Source organism: Shewanella aegiceratis, from assembly GCF_019457495.1.
Taxonomy (GTDB): Bacteria; Pseudomonadota; Gammaproteobacteria; order Enterobacterales; family Shewanellaceae; genus Shewanella; species Shewanella loihica.
Genome location: NZ_CP080416.1, coordinates 2,291,419 through 2,310,804, shown reverse-complemented (window position 1 = coordinate 2,310,804; position 19,386 = coordinate 2,291,419). Strand labels below are relative to the sequence as shown.

Sequence of the window (19,386 nt, the reverse complement as noted above, 5' to 3'; positions counted from 1 at the left end):
GCTTAGCAAACATGCTAAATAAGCAAGGCTTACAAGCTGGGCGCACCAGCTAGTCTTGTTTCGGCTTGAGGGGCATGTCCATCTTGATCAGATGCTCCTCCATGTCGAAGGTAACGCTAAAGCCCAATTTCTTCGCCAGGCTTGCCATGTTGCGGTTTTCAAACATGGTGAAGCCGGTGAGCAGCTCGGTGTCATTAGCCTTGTAATAGGCGATCAATTTTTCCAGTAATAGTTTACCTATGCCTATCCCCTGATGGTCGCTGCGCACCGCCATGGCAAACTCCGCCTCGGTATTGTCGGGGTCGATGGAGGCCCTCACGGCGCCTAAAGTAATATCATCACCATCGGCGCCCTTAGTGGTGGCGATAAAGGCCATCTCCCTGGCGTAGTCAATCTGCGTCAGTACTGCCATCTCTTCATGGGTCATCTTAGAGCGCACACCAAAATAGCGTTTATATCTGTCTTCGTCCGAGAGGGAGTTGTCAAAGGCCAGATGCTTAGGCTCATCTTCCGGCAAAATTGGCCTTAGCATGATCTTCAAACCGTTTTTTAATACCGCATGCTCTTCAAGCTCCTTAGGGTAGGGACAGATAGCTAAGCGGTTGGTATTGTCCTGGGCATTGGCATTGAGCTGAATATTCACATCTAACAGGGTGATCTGCTCACCGGCGCACAGCACAGGGTTAAGATCTAAGCCCGCGATCTCGGGGCAATCTATGATGAGATGGGAGATCTGGGTGAGCATGACGCACAGAGCGTTCATGTCTAAGCCCAGCGGCAGATGCCTGTCTTTGAGCTTGTGGGTCTTCAGCGCCTGGATCACCATGTAGCGGGCCAGAGTCATATTCAGTGGTGGCAGGGCAACCGCCGCATCTGTGCTGGGCTGCCACTCGGAGCCGCCTTCACCAAGCAGAATCGCCGGGCCAAACACGGGATCATGGGTCACCGCGACGCGTATTTCCTGGGTGCCGGCGGTGAGTGCCATCTTCTGCACTATGAGCCCCTGGATGTCGGCGTCCTGGTTGAGAGAATGTACCCGGCCGACCATGGCATCGGCGGCCTGTAACACCTCCTGATGGGAGGTGAGGTTGAGCATAACGCCGTGAACATCGGATTTATGGTGAATATCCGGCGATTGCACCTTGAGGGCGACGGGATAGCCTATCTGTTCGGCGATTTCGGCGGCGCGCTCCGCACTGGCGGCAAAGTGGGTCTCTATGGTGTTAAGCCCATAGGCTTTGAGGATGGCGCTTGCCTCATGGGTCTCGATCACCTGCTTGTTATCGGCAATCGCTCTTTGCAGCAAGGAGCGCGCAAGTTGGGCATCGGTGGGAATATTATCTGGGATAGATTGCGGCACTTCCTGCAGCAACTTTTGGTTGCGTCTGTATTCCACCATATGCATGAAGGCGCCAACGGCTCCCTCTGGTGTGCGATAGGTGGGCACCCCGGCGCGATTAAAGTGCTTACGGGCTTGATAGGCCGAGTCTTCGCCGCTCCAGTTGGTGAGCACATTGACCTTGTGACGCCTTGGATGTTTTGAGACAAGCTCTATGATGCTGTCGGCGATCTCTATGCTATCTCCAAGAGCAGAAGGAGAGTGCAACACCAAGATGGCATCGGCCACATCGGCGTTCATCAGAATGTCCAGGCTCTGGGTGTATCGCTTGGCATCGGCGTCGCCACCTATGTCCACCGGATTTTGCCCGGACCAGGTATCGGGCAGCAAGGCATTGAGTTTGTCAAAGGTATCATCGTCTAGGGTGGCGGCTTTACCGCCGCCGAGAATTAGCTGATCTAGGCCTAGTACGGCGGGACCGCCGCCATTACTGAGAATCGCCAAACGCTCGCCCTGCAGGGGCGCCGAGTGGGCCAGGGTTTCTACTGCGGCAAACAGTTCTACCAGATCGTTTACCCTCAGCATACCCGCGCGTCTGAAGGCGGCCTCGTAGACGGCGTCGTTACCCACTTCCCCACCTGTGTGAAGCTTTGCGGCTGTGGTGCCCTCAATGCTGCGACCCGATTTGATCACTAATATCGGCTTGTTACGGGCGGCGGCGCGGGCTGCGGAGAGAAAATGGCGCTTCTCGTTGACTGAATCTATGTAGAGCATGATCGCCGTGGTGCGCGAGTCTCGCCCGAGAAAGTCCAGCAACTCGTCGAAATCGATATCTGTGGCATCACCCAAGGAGATAAAGGAGGAGAAGCCGATCCCCTTGTTGTTGGCCCAGTCCAGTACTGTGGTGCAGATGGCGGCAGACTGGGAGACAAACGCGATTTTACCGGGTAGGGCGCTTGTGTGCGCCAGGCTGGCGTTGAGGCCGAGATTAGGCAACATCATTCCCAGGCTGTTGGGACCGAGGATTCGCATGCCGTAGCGTTTGGCGTGGGCGCGGGTCAGCGTCAGTAGATTCTGCCCCTCTTCATCGAGCTGATTGGCCATGCCGGAAGCATTGATAATCGCTACCTTGCAGCCAAATTGGGCTAGACGTTCGACAATGGCGGGGACGCGGCTGGCCGCGGTGCAGATGATGGCCAGATCGGGCTTAAGCGGCAGGGCTTCGATATTGGGGTAGGCCAGCACGCCCATCACTGCATCGTATCTAGGCGTGACCGGCATGATAGGCCCGGAAAACCCGCTGGAGAGCAGGTTGCGCATTACGACATTGCCGGCGCGCTTGGCGCCGTTAGAGGCTCCAATAATGGCCACCGACTTAGGTTTAAATAGGGTGTGTAATGTACGCTGGCTCATTCCTGGCTCCTGTTGTCACTCGCCAGCAAACAGTGTACCTCAGTTGTACTTTTTTTCTCTAGGATTTTAGTAGGATAAGCAGCGTTCACCATGCCCTTCATTTGGGCTACACAGCTTGCAACACTTTGACATCAAGGGTTAACAACCTTGACGCGGTTTTTGGGCTTTACTTGAGGAGAACTGATGCGCCGAGGCCACAGGCAATGCAATGAGATGCAGACCAAAGTCCCTTTGCGGATCGGCAGTAAACAGGTATCGCGGCGCCGTTATCAATACGGCTTAAGGAGTTGAAGATGAAAACAGGGGCGTTTGTTTCTATCGGTGTAGCTGTTACGGCTCTAGGTTTAGGCTTGAGTTCACAGGCGGCAGTGGGTGAAGAGGCAGCAGCCACTGCTAATACCAGCACTAACACCAATGCCAATTATAGATTTGTGGCGCAGGACAGTAGCGTCGAGACCAAGATCTGTATTGCGGCGGGTAGCGATAACAGTTCGGCGTTAAAGCGTAAACTGGTTAACTATGACCATAACATGCGCTTTGGGGTCAACAGCATCTCCTGCAATGGCGTGAGTCTGGCGCAATTTGCCCACCAGTATCAGGCATCACAAAGCTTTCAGTTTCTTGAGCGACACTCATCGATCGCCAATCGCGTGAAGACCAAGGTGAGCATTACCGATCTTGCCAGCAATAGATCCGGCGGTGGTGAACCGATTGTGGTGATGGTGAGTGCGAAGTAGGCTGAATAGCGAGTAACAGGCATAAAAAAACCAGCTTGCGCTGGCTGATATTTTACAAGATGGTACAACCGAGTGGATTCGAACCACCGACCCCCACCATGTCAAGGTGGTGCTCTAACCAACTGAGCTACGGTTGTACTGTTATCTCTTGTAAAATTGGTACAACCGAGTGGATTCGAACCACCGACCCCCACCATGTCAAGGTGGTGCTCTAACCAACTGAGCTACGGTTGTACTGCTTTACCGTTCACGACCTCTCGGCCAGCGAACGAGCGCTATATTACGAGGGATGTGATGTGAGTTGCAAGTAAAAAATCGTAATTTTTCAATCAAGCGGTGATTTGCTGCGCAACTTGATCTTTTTAACGCCAAAGCGTCGTTATATTCGGCAAAGCGTTTACATAAAGATTCAGGCAAGATGATGATTATTTAGCTAAACATCAGCTTGCCTGTGTCGATCTTGGCTATAGGTCGGTGTGATTAATCGGCTGATCAACCAAGGCCAGTTGCTTTGGATGCTTTTGAATATGCTGAAGCCTCAAGGCAAACAGCAGTGCGGCGCTGGTGAGGCCGGCGATCAAGCCAATCCAGAAACCGTGGGCGCCCATGGCAGGAACCAGTATGTCGGTTTCTGCCAGCAGATAGCCGAGCACCATGCCGATGGCCCAATAGGAGACAAGGGTAATGTAGAAGGCGCTGCGGGTGTCGTGATAGCCACGCAGGGCTCCAGCAGTAACTACCTGCACCGAGTCAGACAGCTGATACAGGGCGGCCAGGAACATAAGGCTGCTTGCCAGGGCGACCACCTCGGGGTTTTGGTTATAGAGCAGCGCTATCTGAGTGCGAAACACCACAGTGATGACGGCCGTGCAGGCCGCCAGGCTAAAGGCGATAGCCAGACCGACTTTAGTCACTAGCTTAGCCACGTCCGCCTTATCCTGTCCGAGGTAGTATCCAACCCGTATCGACACGGCGATGCCGATAGAGAGTGGCAGCATAAACACTATGGATGAAAAGTTAAGCGCGATCTGATGGCCGGCTACAACGTCTGCGCCGAGTGGGGCGAGCAGCAGCGCTATGATGGCAAAAAGGCTCACCTCGAAAAACAAGGCCATGGCGATGGGCATTCCGTGTTTGGTCATTCTCTTCATGGTCTTAAGATCCGGTAGGTGGAAGGCACCTAGCGGTTTGATAACGGCGAAGCGCTTATGCCACTGCATGTAAATGGTCATGGCGATAAACATGGCCCAGAACACCAGGGCCGTTGCGATACCACAGCCCGCACCGCCCAGCGCGGGCGCACCTAGATGGCCATAGATGAAGATATAGTTGGCCGGGATGTTTACCGCCAGGCCAACAAACCCTATCACCATAGTCGGCAGTGTGTAGGAGATCCCCTCGCTACATCCTCGCAAGACCTGATAGAGCACGAAGGCGGGGACGCCCCAGGCAAATCCATGGAGATAGCTGACACTCAGCTCGGCTAGCTCGGGGGACAAATCCATTAATTTGAAGATCTGCGGCGCAAAAAGCAGAAAGCTTATCACTACGGCCGCGCCGATTATGGCAATATAGGCAGCCTGAAAAGCCATCGGCCTGATAGCATTTTGATTATCGGCGCCATGATGGCTGGCAAACACAGGGGTAAAGGCGACCAGCAAACCCTGTACAAACAGTAGCGCCGGCAGCCACAGACTGCCACCGATGGCCACCGCGGCCATATCTAATGCGCTGACACGTCCGGCCATGACGGTATCGATAAAACCCATCATGGTTTGGGTGACCTGGGCGATAAGCACAGGCAACGCGAGATGGACGAGCTTTTTGGCTTGAAAGCCGAATTGATTCATGAAAACGCCTTAATGCAGAGAGTAAAAAATGTTTACAGGTATTGTTCAAGCCACATGTGAAGTGGTGGCTATTCATAAAAAAGATGGTCTTAATACAATCGAAATTGCGATGCCGTCACACCTGAAGGAAAACTTGCAGCGAGGTGCAAGTGTCGCCAATAACGGCGTCTGTCTGACCGTTACCGAGATGGCAGATGATAGGGTGTTTTTCGATGTAATGGAAGAGACATTGAGGCTTACCAATTTGGCCGGTCTGTCTGTGGGTAGCCAGGTTAATATCGAGCGCTCATTGACCTATGGCAGTGAGATAGGTGGCCATGTGTTGTCGGGTCATGTGCACACTCAGGCAACCGTGGTCGAGGTGAGTCATACGCCTGCCCATTTTGATATCCGTCTCGAAGTTGACTCTAAATGGATGAACTACATTCTCTACAAAGGTTTCGTTGGCGTGAATGGTTGTAGCCTGACCGTAGGAGAGGTCAGCGAATCTGGCTTTATGCTGCATCTGATCCCGGAAACTTTGGAGATCACTAACTTAGACAAGGTTTCTGTCGGCACCATGCTTAATATCGAGATAGACAGTCAGACTCAGGCTATCGTGGATACGGTTGAGCGGGTATTGGCCAAGCGTTTGGGTTAAACGTTTTGGTTAACGGATAAGGCTTGGCGTTTAGTCGTAGATTAAGGTGTAGCCTGGTGTGGGTAACCTAATCTCGCTGAATTTAACGCAGCAGTACTTAGTCTAAGTTGGCCTACACTGAGTCTTAGTTGGCTTAATAGTACTGCTCATCGTCCGAGTCCACATAGACCTCTATTTTCTGTCTGGAATCGTCTATGTGGGTTCGAAAATGGATAGGGTTACAGCAGACGCGACAATCGTCGTAGTAGTCCTGATCGCCACAGCTGATATCTAAGTTGATATGTTGATGGTGCCCACAGTGGGGACAACAGATCACTTTATCAAAAATTTTCATCCGTCGGCTCCTGTATATCCGGTTGCGCTACGACCGCCATCGATAGCGATCACCTGACCATTAAGGTAGGGGCTTTCCAGGATAAAACATACGGTATCGGCGATATCCTCGGGGCTGCCGGCTTTAGCCAGAGGTATGGCCTGAGTGACGCTGGAGATAGCCGCTTGATCGCTCTGGGATGGCCAGAGTATCGCGCCTGGCGATATACCGTTGACCCTTACCTTAGGCGCTAACTCCTGGGCCAAGGCTCGGGTCGCCATGTTTAATCCTGCCTTAGATATTGAGTATAGCCCATGGTGTTTTAAGGGGCGGTCGCCGTGAATATCCACCAGGTTGATGACGCAGCCGTCATTGCTGGCGAGGTTTTCACTAAGCTTGGTGGCTAACAGGTAGGGCGCGAGCAGATTAAGGTTTAACAGCTGCTGGCTCGATTGCCAGTTTTCAATACTGCTGTCTGGTACAAACAGAGAGGCGTTATTGATAAGAGCGCCAAGCGAGAGTTGATTGTCATTAATGTGTTGGATAAGGCTAAGGGGCCCTTGTTCGGTGGCGAGGTCGGCCTGAACAGTCTGGCACGAGTTTACCCGGCTGAGGTTAAGCTTGCCTGCGAGCGCCCTTGCTTCACTTTCTGATCCATTAAAGTGCAGCAGTATATTGAAGCCTTTACCGTGCAAGGCTGATACGATCGCTTCACCAATACGTTTGGCACCGCCGGTTACCAGTGCCCATTTGTTCTTTGTCATCTAAGTTGCTCATTATCTTTTGAGCACAATCTTGGATGACTTTCCTCTGTATAGCAATAGGTTGCGATAGCATAGCAATAGGTTGCGATAGCATAGCAATAGGTTGCGATAGCATAGCAAGTGCTTGGGCAATAGCAGGCCTATAGTGCAGTTGAAGCCCAAGGCAACTGACGTCATCGGCTTCAACCGTTATCAGTTTTGGCTGGCGAGCAGCTCCTGATCGCCGCCTTGCTGCGGCAGCTCGGCATGTAGTGCCTTGAGCTGCTGGTCGAGTTCAATAGCGATCTCACTTTCCAGTTGGCTTACATCCAGGCTAATAGTCGATGTTTGCAGTTCGATACCTTTGGTTTCGAAAGCCTGCACTTGAGTTTGCTGCGTAGCAGTTTCTAGCATAGACGCGCCGCGAGTGCCGTCATTAGGGTACAAAGGCTGATAGAAGAGTGCGGTCAATAATATAAGCTTCATCATGGTCGGGCTCCTTAGCGAATTAGCCATAACGATATGGCGGCTAGAGTAGGGGCCGTCCATGACTTTTCGATGACATCCAGATGGACAATTGGTGACAGATTTAACGACCTGTAGCCGGCTAGTCAGATTCGCGCCTATTTTTTTTAAGGCGAAGCGGCGGCCTTAAACCTTGCGATTTGCCCGATGCGGCCCTAGAATGTCAGGCCTGCGCTGAAGTAGATCAAAACTCCGGTAATGTTTTGCGCTTCAGTTGCTTAAATTTTTCTCAATATGACCAAGTGGCCCTACGTAGGGGTCACCACTGGATAAGGATTATACATGCCTGTAATTACACTTCCCGATGGCAGCAAGCGCGAGTTTGCTAACGCCGTTTCTACCCTAGATGTCGCCGCGGACATAGGTCCTGGTCTCGCAAAAGCCTGTATCGCAGGTCGCGTCAATGGCGAGCTGAAAGATGCTTGTGACTTGATTGAGACAGATGCCGATCTCGCTATCATCACCGCAAAAGACGATGAAGGGGTAGAGATCTTACGTCACTCTTGTGCTCACCTATTGGGTCACGCCATTAAGCAGATGTGGCCTGAAACCAAGATGGCCATCGGCCCGGTGATCGATAACGGTTTCTACTATGACGTGGATCTTGATCATAAGCTGACCGAGGAAGATGTAGCCGAGCTAGAAAAGCGTATGCTGGCACTGGCTAAGACAAACTATGATGTGGTGAAGCGCGTCGTCAGCTGGCAAGAAGCCCGTGACACTTTCGAGTCACGCGGCGAAAGCTACAAGATGGCAATCTTAGATGAGAACATCAGCAAAGACGACCAGCCTGCGCTCTATCATCACGAAGAATATACCGACATGTGTCGTGGCCCCCATGTGCCTAACATGAAGTTCTGTCACCACTTCAAACTGATGAGTGTTGCTGGTGCCTACTGGCGCGGTAACTCAGACAACAAGATGCTGCAGCGTATCTATGGTACCGCTTGGGCAGACAAGAAGGCCCTTAAGGCGCATCTGACTCGCCTCGAAGAAGCGGCCAAGCGCGACCATCGTAAAATAGGTAAGCAGCTTGACCTGTACCATATGCAGGAAGAAGCCCCTGGCATGGTGTTCTGGCACAACGACGGTTGGAGCCTGTTCCTCGAGCTTGAAAGATTCATTCGTCAGAAGCTGGGTCAGTACACCTATCAGGAGGTGAAAGGCCCCTTGATGATGGACCGTGTATTGTGGGAGCGCAGTGGTCATTGGGATAAGTATTCCGAAGCCATGTTCACTACTCACTCTGAAAACCGTGAGTACGCGGTGAAGCCGATGAACTGTCCGGGTCACGTGCAGATCTTTAATCAAGGCCTCAAGTCATATCGCGATCTACCACTGCGTATGGCCGAGTTTGGTTGTTGCCACCGTAACGAGCCGTCGGGCTCTCTTCACGGCTTGATGCGTGTTCGTGGCTTTACCCAAGATGACGCGCACATCTTCTGTACCGAAGAGCAGGTACAGCAAGAGGTGAGTGGCTGTATCAAGATGGTCTACGACACCTATGCGACCTTTGGTTTCCACGATATCGTGGTGAAACTCTCTACTCGCCCAGAGAAGCGTATCGGTGACGATGCCATGTGGGACAGGGCAGAGCAGGCGCTGATGGATGCACTAAAAGCCAACGACATCGAGTATGAGATCCTACCGGGCGAAGGTGCCTTCTATGGTCCTAAGATCGAATTTACGCTCCATGACTGCTTAGACAGGGCATGGCAGTGCGGTACAGTGCAGCTCGACTACGCCTTGCCTGGACGTCTAGGCGCGACTTATGTTGCAGAAGATAACAGCCGCCAAACGCCTGTGATGATCCACCGTGCGATTCTAGGCTCTCTGGAGCGTTTCCTAGGGATCCTGATCGAGGAATACGCAGGTAAGTTCCCAACCTGGTTGGCGCCGGTTCAAGCCGTTGTGATGAATATTACTGACAAACAGTCTGAATATGTTGACGAAGTGGTCAAATTATTTAAAGATCAGGGAATTCGTGCCTCGAAAGACTTGAGGAATGAAAAGATTGGCTTTAAAATACGCGAACACACCCTAAGGCGTGTTCCCTATCTATTGGTCGTGGGCGATCAAGAGATGGAAAATAGGGAAGTCGCGGTGCGAACCAGAGATGGTGTTGACCTAGGTAAGATCAAAATCGATCAATTTGCTGCCATGGTTAAAGAACAGATTTCGCTCCGTAGTCTAAATTTGTTGGAGGAATAGGTCATAAAGATCAAGAAAACAGACGTGCGTAAAGCAGCGGCGAATAGAATTAACGAACTCATTGTTGGCGTATCAGAAGTACGCCTCAATGGATTAGACGGTGAAACTATCGGCATTGTGAGTCTTCGTGAAGCGCAAGAACTTGCAGATGAAGCGGGCGTAGATCTCGTAGAGATCAGCCCAAACGCTGAGCCGCCTGTATGTCGCATAATGGACTACGGAAAGTATCTTTTTGACAAGGCTAAGGCCCAAAAAGAGCAAAAGAAGAAGCAGAAACAGATACAGGTGAAGGAAATAAAATTCCGTCCCGGTACTGACGAAAACGACTATCAGGTAAAACTACGCAACCTGAAGCGTTTTCTAGAAGACGGCGACAAGGCGAAAGTTACGCTGCGTTTCCGTGGTCGCGAGATGGCTCACCAGAGTCTTGGTATGAATCTTTTGAATCGTATTAAAGACGACCTGGCTGAGATAGCAGTTGTGGAGGCTTTTCCAAAAATGGAAGGTCGCCAGGCTGTGATGGTGCTCGCGCCGAAAAAGAAATAGTAAGGCAAATTTAAAAGTAGCAGAGACCTCTCTGAGGGCCTCTGCTCGCCTTGCGTTTTATTAATTTCCCAATGCGGAGTTTTAGCAATGCCTAAAATGAAAACAGACAAGGGTGTACAAAAGCGTTTTAAGAAAACCGCTAACGGTTTTAAGCGCAAGCAAGCCCATTTACGTCATATTTTGACCAAGAAGAGCACTAAGCGTAAACGTCACTTACGTGCTAAATGTTTAGTTGCGAAGTCTGATGTGCCAGCAATTGCACGTCAACTACCATACGCTTAATTAGAGGAGTAAAGAACAATGCCTAGAGTTAAGCGTGGTGTAACCGCTCGTGCTCGTCACAAGAAAGTATTAAAACTAGCTAAAGGTTATTACGGAGCTCGCTCACGTACTTACCGTGTTGCTAAGCAAGCAGTAACCAAAGCTGGCCAATATGCTTACCGTGACCGTCGTCAGAAGAAACGTCAATTCCGTCAACTGTGGATTGCACGTATCAACGCGGCTTCTCGTCAAAATGGTCTGTCTTACAGCCGTTTCATCAACGGTCTGAAAAAGGCGTCTATCGAAATCGATCGTAAGATTTTGGCAGACATCGCTGTATTCGACAAAGTGGTTTTCGCCACTCTAGTTGAAAAGGCAAAAGAAGCTCTAGCTAAGTAATTAGTGAGCTTTGCTTTGAAAGGGACCCCAGGGTCCCTTTTTTTGTGCCCGATCACCGCAAATTTATTTGGCTGAACTTATACCAATCGTAGTTAATAACTGGTCATTCTAGCTTGTTTAAACGTCCAATAACGGTGTTATCATTTTTGATTTTAGAATAACTACTTATCAAAAACTCTGCCTTGTTCTCGAACGTTTTTCCCGTGCTATTTCTGAGTACTTATCTACCGTGATTGGTATTAAAGACAAAAAAAAGCAGGCACTCGGCCTGCTTTCTTATTAAGCGTAACGCTACTGTGCGTCTAAGAAACGCTCTGCGTCCAGGGCAGCCATACAGCCGGTGCCAGCAGAGGTGATCGCCTGACGGTAATGTTGGTCCATCACGTCGCCTGCGGCGAATACTCCAGGAATGCTGGTTTGGGTAGCGTTACCGCCAAGACCGCTCTGCACCTTGATGTAGCCGTTGTTCATCTCTAGCTGACCTTCAAACATCTGAGTGTTTGGCTTGTGGCCGATGGCAACGAATACACCCATGACATCAAACTCTGTGATGGCGCCATCTTTGGTGCTCTTGATCTTCACACCGGTCACACCCATGTTGTCGCCAACGACTTCGTCTAGTGTGCTGTCGAGATGCAGTACTATGTTGCCGTTCGCAACCTTGTCCATCAGGCGTTTGGTCAGGATCTTCTCTGAGCGGAAGCTGTCACGGCGATGGATAAGGTGAACCTCTGATGCGATGTTGCTCAGGTAAAGTGCTTCTTCAACTGCAGTGTTACCACCACCGATCACCGCAACCTTTTGGTTACGGTAGAAGAAACCATCACAGGTGGCACAGGCCGAAACACCTTTACCCTTGAAGGCTTCTTCCGACTCAAGACCTAAGTACATGGCCGAAGCACCGGTAGAGATGATTAACGCATCACAAGTGTATTCGCCGCTGTCGCCTTTTAGTTGGAAAGGGCGCTCTTGCAGGTTAACTTCGTTGATGTGGTCGAAGATGATCTCAGTCTCGAATTTTTCGGCATGCTTTTGCATACGCTCCATCAAAGCTGGACCGGTTAGATCGTCGGCGTCGCCTGGCCAGTTTTCAACTTCGGTCGTGGTCGTTAGCTGACCACCTTGCTGCATACCTGTGATCAATACAGGCTTTAGGTTTGCTCTGGCAGCATAAACAGCGGCGGTGTACCCAGCAGGGCCCGAACCCAAAATTAATAAGTTACAGTGTCTAGCTTGGCTCATCTTTTTCTCCGTGCCTTTAGCGAATTGCAGCGATTGTAGGGAATTTCCCCTAAGGGGTAAAGGCAATCTTTTAGATTGTTCTAATCGAAAAAGGGAGCCATTGGCTCCCTTTGTTTACACTCTTTACTTGATTAAGCGAGTAGTACGCTTGGATCAACAAACTCGAAGTTCAGGGCTTCGGCAACTTCTTTACAGGTTACCTTACCATGCATTACGTTCAAGCCGTTTAGCAGGTGCTTGTCTTGTCGCAGTGCTTCGCGGTAACCCATGTCGGCCAACTTGATGATGTAAGGCAGGGTCGCGTTGTTCAGCGCGAAGGTAGAAGTACGAGCCACTGCACCTGGCATGTTAGCCACACAGTAATGTACTACTTCATCAACGATATAAGTTGGGTCTTGGTGAGTCGTAGCATGAGAAGTCTCAACACAACCACCTTGGTCGATGGCGACGTCAACGATAGCGCTGCCTGGCTTCATACGCTTGATGTGATCTTTGGTTACTAGCTTAGGTGCTGCAGCACCAGGAACCAGTACGCCACCGATCACTAGGTCGGCTTCCAGTACGTGCTTTTCGATAGCGTCGGCAGTCGAGTAGATCGCCTTAACGCGGTTGTCGAACTGAGCGTTCAGACGACGCAGCGCATCGATGCTGCGATCTAGGATAACCACGTCTGCGCCCAGACCTACGGCCATCTGCGCTGCGTTGGTACCAACCATACCGCCGCCGATGATAACGACTTTAGCTGGCTCAACACCAGGTACGCCGCCAAGTAGCATGCCGCGGCCACCCATTGATTTTTCCAGTGCCATGGCACCAGCCTGGATAGACATACGACCGGCAACTTCAGACATTGGCGCCAGTAGCGGAAGGCCGCCACGGGCATCGGTTACTGTTTCATAGGCGATACAGACGGCACCGCTCTTAATAAGATCTTCAGTTTGTGGCAGATCGGGAGCAAGATGAAGATAAGTGAACAGCAACTGATCTTCACGCAACATGGCACGCTCGACCGCTTGAGGTTCTTTTACCTTAACGATCATTTCTGCTTTCGCAAAAACTTCAGCTGCAGTGTCTAAGATTGACGCGCCTACATCGACATAGTCTTGGTCGCTAAAACCGATCCCAACACCTGCATTCTTCTCTACAAATACTTCATGACCTTTTAGGGTCAATTCGCGGACACTTGACGGCACCATACCAACACGATATTCGTGGTTTTTGATTTCTTTAGGTACACCAATTATCATCTTCGAGCCTCAAATTGAATAAAAACCCATTTATTCTGGGTTGAATTGTTATTTTATAGGTCCTGAACGTGATTGTTTCAGGGAAATCTAGTATAGTATCACTTCGGCAGTTAATGCTGCTGAACTTTTGACATACGTAGCAGTAAATGTTGTTTTAGTGATAAAGCAAGGTTAAAAATATGGTTAATAATAAAAAGAGTCCTATAAAAGACTTAGATCGGATCGATCGTAACATCCTTAACGAGTTGCAAATCGACGGCCGCATTTCCAATGTGGAGTTGTCAAAGCGTGTAGGGCTGAGCCCCACTCCCTGTTTAGAGAGAGTTAAAAGACTCGAAAAGCAAGGTTACATCAATGGATATACTGCGCTAGTAAATCCCCATTATCTTGGGGCTTCATTACTTGTGTTCGTAGAAATCACGTTAAATCGCGATACTGCAGAAGTATTTGATAAGTTTAATCGTGCCGTACAGCTGCTCGATGATATTCAAGAATGTCATCTGGTTTCTGGCGACTTCGACTATTTATTGAAAACCCGTGTTTCTGACATGTCTGCCTATCGTCGCTTGTTAGGTGAAACTCTACTTAAGTTGCCCGCTGTTTCTGATACTCGTACCTACGTTGTGATGGAAGAAGTCAAGCAGACCAATAGAGTTGCAATCAATGTAACGCTTGAGTCTTAAAAACGATTTATGTCGTAAAAAAGGAGCCATAAAGGCTCCTTTTTTTTCACCTCGAATAGTTTTTCACCAATGAAGGCCTTTTGCCTTGCTATTGTGCTGTATAGGCAGGTAAAACGCTGCATAGCACGAATTATTTTGATATCTTAGGCTCACCTTTTCGTTTTTGCTTTGTGGGTTGTCTTTTGTCTAAGGGAAATAGTGTCAAAACACTCAGCGGTCTGCAGCGTCTGCTTGAAGGCGGACTCATCCTCTGCTGCATGGTCGCCACCTATATTCTGCTTGCACTGAGCAGCTTTCATTCGTCTGATCCTGGATGGAGTCAGTCTAATTTCGAAGGTGAGATTAAAAACGTTACCGGCGCCGTGGGAGCATGGCTTGCCGATGTGCTTTTCTATTTCTTTGGTTACACCGCCTACCTTATTCCTATCATAGTGGCGGTGACCGGTTGGCTGTTGTTCAAACGTATTCACCGCCTGTTGGAGATCGATTATTTTTCGGTAGGGCTAAGGCTGATTGGTTTCTTGTTGATCACCTTCAGCCTTGCGTCCCTTGCCAGCATGAATGCCAATGACATCTACGAGTTCTCGGCTGGCGGCGTCTCCGGTGATGTGATCGCCGATGCCATGTTGCCTTATTTCAATCAACTGGGCACCACCTTGCTGCTGCTCTGTTTCGTCGGCGCCGGCTTTACCTTGCTGACCGGCATCAGCTGGCTAACCGTGGTCGAGGTGGTTGGTTTTGCCACCATCTGGTGTTTGAAGCAGCTTAAACATGTTCCCGAGAAATTCTCGAGTGCGCCCGAAACCGATGATACCAAGGGGTTCATGTCGGTATTTGACCGATATAAGGAGTCTCGTCGTCAAAAGGCTTTGGCTAAGGCCGAAGAAGAGGTCTATGAAGAAGAACAGGATGATTACGATGATGAATATGATGAAGATGAGGCTCAAGAAACTTCTTCTCGCGGCCGGGTTAAGGAGCCAAGCTTTAGCCTGCCAACGGCAAAACCCGCTGCCGAGGTAGAAGCGCAAGAGACTGCTCTGAGCTTCTCTGCTCAGGATGATGAAGTCTCGATAGATTTCGATACCAAGCATTCAACTGGCGCCGTACTGCCCAAGAAACTGCCTAAAAATCAGAAGGTCGAGCAGGCAAAGATTGTCGATGGCATAGTCGTGCTGCCGGGTGGGGAAGAGGCTCAGCCGAAGAAGCCTGTTACGCCGCTGCCGGATATCTCACTGCTTGATGTACCAAATCGTAAGACAAACCCAATCAGTCAGGAAGAGCTGGATCAGGTGGCGCGTCTGGTCGAGGTCAAACTTGCCGACTTTAACATTGTGGCCAAGGTGGTAGGGGTCTTCCCTGGTCCAGTGGTGACCCGTTTCGAGCTTGAGCTCGCGCCAGGCGTCAAAGCGTCTAAGATCACTAACCTGTCGAAAGACCTCGCGCGCTCGCTGCTAGCCGAGAGCGTTCGTGTGGTCGAGGTGATCCCGGGTAAGGCCTATGTGGGTCTGGAGATCCCTAACAAGTTCCGCGAAACCGTGTTTATGCGTGACGTGCTGGGCAGCGAAGCCTTTGAGCATAGCAAGTCTCATCTTAGCATGGTGCTGGGGCAGGATATCTCGGGCGAGCCTGTGGTGGTGGATCTCGGTAAGATGCCACACCTTCTGGTGGCCGGTACCACAGGTTCGGGTAAGTCTGTGGGGGTCAACGTGATGATCACCAGCTTGCTCTACAAGTCTGGGCCGGATGATGTACGCTTCATCATGATCGATCCTAAGATGCTGGAGCTTTCTGTGTATGAAGGTATTCCGCATCTACTCTGTGAGGTGGTCACCGACATGAAGGAAGCGGCCAACTCCCTGCGCTGGTGTGTAGGCGAGATGGAGCGTCGTTATAAGTTGATGTCGGCCTTAGGGGTGCGTAACCTCAAGGGCTATAACGCCAAGATCAAGGAAGCTAAGGAGCGCGGTGAGGTGATCACAGATCCGCTGTGGCGCTCACAAGACAGCATGGAAGAGCAGGCGCCTGAGCTAGATAAACTGCCGTCTATCGTGGTGATCGTCGATGAATTTGCCGACATGATGATGATCGTCGGTAAGAAGGTGGAAGAGTTGATCGCCCGCATCGCCCAGAAGGCCCGCGCCGCCGGTATCCACCTTATTTTGGCTACCCAGCGTCCATCGGTCGATGTGATCACGGGCCTGATTAAAGCCAACATCCCAACCCGTATGGCGTTTCAGGTGTCATCTCGTATCGATTCGCGCACCATCTTAGATCAGCAAGGCGCTGAAACCCTGCTGGGTATGGGTGACATGCTCTATCTGCCGCCGGGGACCAGTGTGCCAATCCGCGTTCACGGCGCCTTTATCGATGACCATGAAGTCCATGCTGTGGTGGCCGACTGGCACAGTCGCGGCAAGCCGCAATATATCGATGAGATCTTGCAGGGCTCGGCAGAAGGGGAGCAGGTGCTGCTGCCGGGTGAAGCCGCGGAGAATGATGAAGAGATGGACTCTCTCTACGATGAGGCGGTGGCCTTTGTTACCGAGACCCGTCGAGGTTCTATCTCCAGCGTGCAGCGTAAGTTTAAGATTGGCTATAACCGCGCCGCTCGCATCATAGAACAGATGGAGATGCAGGGCGTCGTCAGCGCTCAAGGCCATAACGGTAACCGTGAGGTGCTAGCGCCTCCGCCGCCGAAAGATTATTAAGCTCTCGTTAATATTTCTCGTGACAAACTCGTGGGACACTCTCTGATAAAACGTAGAGAGTTATAAGTCAGGACTTTAAACTCCTGAGTTTATGGGGACAGTAACCCGCGTGAATAGCGAGCGCTTTTACATGAAAGGAATTGAAATGCTAAAACCCTTATCTCAATTAGTCTGTGCCTTGCCTCTAGTCGTGGCGGTATCGAGTTACGCCGATGATTCGGCAGCCCTAAAGGATAAGCTTGCCAAGCTGGATAACCTTAAGGCAAATTTTAGCCAGCAGGTAACCGACGTTAACAATAAGGTGATCCAGCAGGGCTCGGGCACCTTCGCCCTGGCGGTACCTAACCAGTTTTATTGGCATCTGACCCAGCCGGAGGAGTCGCTTATCGTTGCCGATGGCCGCGACGTGTGGATCTACAATCCCTTCGCCGAAGAGGTATCCGTGTTAGATTTCAATCAGGCCATCGATGCCTCGCCGATCGCACTTTTGGTACATCGCGACGAAGCGACCTGGCAGGCCTATAAGGTAAAGCGTCAGGACGATTGTTATCAGATCACCCCAAAGTCCGTCGATGCTAGCGTGACCGGCGTTGAGGTCTGCTTTAAGGATGAGCAACTCGAGGTGATGAAGCTGACAGATCAGCAGGGGAACCTCAGCGTCTTCAATCTGTCAGCCCAGGCGCCTTTGAAAGACGCCGATGCTAACCTGTTTCAGTTTACCGTCCCCGAAGGCGTCGATATTGACGATCAGCGCCTCAAGGCATTGGATTAAGTCTTTGAATTAGCCATTAGAATAAGCCATTTGAATAAGTCATTAGAAAAGGCCATTTGTGTCTAGCTTAAGTTTCGATTTCGCGCCAGACTTCCGCCCGCTTGCCGCAAGAATGCGGCCGGAAACCCTGTCGCAATATATAGGGCAAGATCATCTGTTAGGTGAGGGTAAGCCGCTGCGTCAGGCCCTCGAAGCTGGCAGGGCTCACTCCATGATGTTCTGGGGCCCCCCTGGAACCGGCAAGACCACACTCGCCGAGTTGGTTGCCCATTATGCCAATGCTCATGTCGAGCGCATCTCTGCGGTCACCTCAGGCGTGAAAGAGATCCGCGCCGCCATCGAGCACGCCAAGAGTGTGGCCCAATCGCGCGGGCAGCGCACCTTGCTGTTTGTCGATGAGGTGCACAGGTTCAACAAGAGCCAGCAAGATGCCTTCTTGCCCTTTATCGAAGATGGCACTGTGATTTTTATCGGTGCCACCACGGAAAACCCCTCGTTTGAGATCAATAACGCATTGTTATCCCGCGCCAGGGTCTACCTGATCAAGCGATTACAAGACGCTGAGATCATCAAGATAGTCCGTCAGGCGCTGGAAGATGGGGAGCGTGGTCTGGGTAAGCGTCAGCTTAAGATGCCTAATGAAGTGGCGGGCAAACTCGCTAGCCTCTGTGATGGTGATGCCCGTAAGGCCCTTAATCTTATCGAATTGATGAGCGACATGCTGCCGGATGGCGGCGAGTTTAATGCTCAGATGCTCATCGAGGTGGCCGGGCAACAGCTCGCCGGATTCGATAAGAATGGCGATCAATATTACGACCTTATCTCTGCGGTGCATAAGTCGATTCGGGGCTCGGCGCCGGATGCGGCGCTCTACTGGTATTGCCGCATGCTCGAAGGGGGCTGCGATCCGCTGTACGTTGCCCGTCGCCTGCTGGCCATCGCCTCGGAAGATATAGGTAACGCCGATCCTGTCGCCATGTCGGTGGCGGTCAATGCCTGGGAATGTTTCCATCGGGTGGGACCGGCCGAAGGGGAGCGTGCTATCGCCCAGGCCGTTGTCTATCTCGCCTGCGCGCCCAAGAGTAACGCCGTCTATACCGCCTTCAAGGCGGCGCGCGAGCTGGCGCGGGAGACCGGCAGTCAACCTGTGCCGAACCATCTGCGTAATGCGCCGACTCAGTTGATGGCCGATATCGGCCTTGGCGAGGGGTATCGCTACGCCCATGATGAGCCCAATCATTATGCCAGCGGTGAGTGTTATTTCCCCGAGCCGCTAGCTGGCACCCAGTTCTACTACCCTAGCGAGCATGGGTTCGAGAAACGTATCAAGACCAAGCTGGCCACCTTGGCCGAGATGGACAGGGCAAGTGAGGTGAAACGCTATGAATAATCTCATTTTTGTGGCCCTGGGTGGTTCCATCGGCGCGGTATTTCGTTATCTTATTTCAATATTCATGATTCAGGTGTTTGGCTCTTCTTTTCCTTTTGGTACACTCATGGTCAATGTGATCGGCTCCTTCCTGATGGGCGTGATCTATGCCCTAGGTGAAGCGAGTCAGGTTAGTCCTGAAATCAAAGCATTAGTAGGTGTTGGGTTATTAGGAGCACTTACGACGTTTTCAACTTTTTCGAACGAAACCCTGTTATTGATGCAGCAGGGCGCCTGGTTGAAAGCATTTACAAATATCGCTCTGAACCTATGTCTATGTTTATTCATGGTTTACTTAGGACAGCAGTTGGTTTTTTCTCGCATTTAA

The 19,386-nt window shown here is 51.0% G+C and carries 18 protein-coding genes and 2 tRNA genes; 11 read left to right on the top strand and 9 right to left on the bottom strand.

Going from position 1 to position 19,386, the window contains the following annotated elements; translation table 11 throughout:
• Positions 1-49: 49 nt before the first annotated feature.
• The gene (locus tag K0H80_RS10355; RefSeq protein WP_220071503.1) at positions 50-2,752 is read right to left on the bottom strand and encodes a bifunctional acetate--CoA ligase family protein/GNAT family N-acetyltransferase; all 2,703 of its coding nucleotides are present in this window, start codon (positions 2,750-2,752) and stop codon (positions 50-52) included.
• A gap of 293 nt (positions 2,753-3,045) precedes the next feature.
• Here K0H80_RS10355 and K0H80_RS10350 point away from each other — a divergent pair, with 293 nt between their 5' ends.
• A complete protein-coding gene (locus tag K0H80_RS10350) occupies positions 3,046-3,489 on the top strand; it encodes a DUF3718 domain-containing protein (RefSeq protein ID WP_220071502.1) in 444 nt (147 codons plus the stop codon).
• Positions 3,490-3,549: 60 nt separating this feature from the next.
• Here the strand turns inward: K0H80_RS10350 and K0H80_RS10345 are convergent.
• The 3 genes from K0H80_RS10345 to K0H80_RS10335 all read right to left on the bottom strand — a co-directional run bounded on the left by K0H80_RS10345 (position 3,550) and on the right by K0H80_RS10335 (position 5,339).
• Positions 3,550-3,626: transfer RNA gene (locus K0H80_RS10345), tRNA-Val, on the bottom strand.
• 20 nt (positions 3,627-3,646) lie between these two features.
• A tRNA-Val gene (locus tag K0H80_RS10340) sits at positions 3,647-3,723 on the bottom strand.
• A gap of 230 nt (positions 3,724-3,953) precedes the next feature.
• Complete coding sequence (locus tag K0H80_RS10335) at positions 3,954-5,339, bottom strand: MATE family efflux transporter (protein ID WP_220071501.1); 1,386 nt, start codon at positions 5,337-5,339, stop codon at positions 3,954-3,956.
• Between the two features lie 28 nt (positions 5,340-5,367).
• On the opposite strand from K0H80_RS10335, the gene K0H80_RS10330 reads away from it, so the two are divergent.
• Positions 5,368-5,979: a riboflavin synthase subunit alpha gene (locus K0H80_RS10330; RefSeq protein ID WP_220071500.1), complete on the top strand. Its 612-nt coding sequence runs from the start codon at positions 5,368-5,370 to the stop codon at positions 5,977-5,979.
• Positions 5,980-6,112: 133 nt separating this feature from the next.
• On the opposite strand, the gene K0H80_RS10325 is transcribed toward K0H80_RS10330, so the two are convergent.
• From K0H80_RS10325 to K0H80_RS10315, 3 genes are all read right to left on the bottom strand, one after another.
• The gene (locus K0H80_RS10325) at positions 6,113-6,313 is read right to left on the bottom strand and encodes a CPXCG motif-containing cysteine-rich protein (RefSeq protein ID WP_011865833.1); all 201 of its coding nucleotides are present in this window, start codon (positions 6,311-6,313) and stop codon (positions 6,113-6,115) included.
• Positions 6,310-7,056 carry an SDR family oxidoreductase gene (locus tag K0H80_RS10320; RefSeq protein WP_220071499.1) on the bottom strand — a complete coding sequence of 249 codons (747 nt, stop codon included), beginning with the start codon at positions 7,054-7,056 and terminating at the stop codon, positions 6,310-6,312. The genes K0H80_RS10325 and K0H80_RS10320 overlap by 4 nt, the downstream gene beginning before the upstream one ends.
• Positions 7,057-7,248: 192 nt before the next feature.
• Complete coding sequence (locus K0H80_RS10315; RefSeq protein WP_220071498.1) at positions 7,249-7,524, bottom strand: hypothetical protein; 276 nt, start codon at positions 7,522-7,524, stop codon at positions 7,249-7,251.
• Positions 7,525-7,842: 318 nt separating this feature from the next.
• Between K0H80_RS10315 and thrS the strand changes: the two genes are divergently transcribed.
• The 4 genes from thrS to rplT all read left to right on the top strand — a co-directional run bounded on the left by thrS (position 7,843) and on the right by rplT (position 10,977).
• Positions 7,843-9,771 carry a threonine--tRNA ligase gene (thrS, locus tag K0H80_RS10310; protein ID WP_220060710.1) on the top strand — a complete coding sequence of 643 codons (1,929 nt, stop codon included), beginning with the start codon at positions 7,843-7,845 and terminating at the stop codon, positions 9,769-9,771.
• Positions 9,772-9,774: 3 nt separating this feature from the next.
• Complete coding sequence (gene infC, locus K0H80_RS10305) at positions 9,775-10,317, top strand: translation initiation factor IF-3 (RefSeq protein WP_041406632.1); 543 nt, start codon at positions 9,775-9,777, stop codon at positions 10,315-10,317.
• Between the two features lie 87 nt (positions 10,318-10,404).
• Positions 10,405-10,599, top strand: a complete 195-nt coding sequence (gene rpmI / locus K0H80_RS10300) for a 50S ribosomal protein L35 (RefSeq protein WP_011865828.1) — start codon at positions 10,405-10,407, stop codon at positions 10,597-10,599.
• A gap of 18 nt (positions 10,600-10,617) precedes the next feature.
• Entirely contained in the window at positions 10,618-10,977 is a 360-nt protein-coding gene (gene rplT, locus K0H80_RS10295) for a 50S ribosomal protein L20 (protein ID WP_011865827.1), read from the top strand.
• A 291-nt stretch (positions 10,978-11,268) separates the two neighbouring features.
• On the opposite strand, the gene trxB is transcribed toward rplT, so the two are convergent.
• Complete coding sequence (gene trxB / locus K0H80_RS10290; protein WP_144204223.1) at positions 11,269-12,219, bottom strand: thioredoxin-disulfide reductase; 951 nt, start codon at positions 12,217-12,219, stop codon at positions 11,269-11,271.
• Positions 12,220-12,350: 131 nt separating this feature from the next.
• Positions 12,351-13,466 (bottom strand): alanine dehydrogenase, encoded by a 1,116-nt coding sequence (gene ald / locus K0H80_RS10285; protein ID WP_011865824.1) that lies wholly within the window; start codon positions 13,464-13,466, stop codon positions 12,351-12,353.
• Positions 13,467-13,645: 179 nt separating this feature from the next.
• Here ald and lrp point away from each other — a divergent pair, with 179 nt between their 5' ends.
• The 5 genes from lrp (at position 13,646) to crcB (ending at position 19,386) form a co-directional block, all read left to right on the top strand.
• Positions 13,646-14,149, top strand: coding sequence for a leucine-responsive transcriptional regulator Lrp (gene lrp / locus K0H80_RS10280; RefSeq protein WP_011865823.1), 504 nt, complete (start codon positions 13,646-13,648; stop codon positions 14,147-14,149).
• A 182-nt stretch (positions 14,150-14,331) separates the two neighbouring features.
• Positions 14,332-16,857 carry a DNA translocase FtsK gene (locus K0H80_RS10275; protein WP_220071497.1) on the top strand — a complete coding sequence of 842 codons (2,526 nt, stop codon included), beginning with the start codon at positions 14,332-14,334 and terminating at the stop codon, positions 16,855-16,857.
• A 145-nt stretch (positions 16,858-17,002) separates the two neighbouring features.
• A complete protein-coding gene (gene lolA / locus K0H80_RS10270) occupies positions 17,003-17,629 on the top strand; it encodes an outer membrane lipoprotein periplasmic chaperone LolA (RefSeq protein ID WP_220071496.1) in 627 nt (208 codons plus the stop codon).
• Positions 17,630-17,687: 58 nt separating this feature from the next.
• Positions 17,688-19,019 carry a replication-associated recombination protein A gene (locus K0H80_RS10265; RefSeq protein ID WP_220071495.1) on the top strand — a complete coding sequence of 444 codons (1,332 nt, stop codon included), beginning with the start codon at positions 17,688-17,690 and terminating at the stop codon, positions 19,017-19,019.
• Positions 19,012-19,386 carry a fluoride efflux transporter CrcB gene (gene crcB, locus K0H80_RS10260; protein ID WP_011865819.1) on the top strand — a complete coding sequence of 125 codons (375 nt, stop codon included), beginning with the start codon at positions 19,012-19,014 and terminating at the stop codon, positions 19,384-19,386. Before K0H80_RS10265 ends, crcB begins: the two co-directional genes overlap by 8 nt.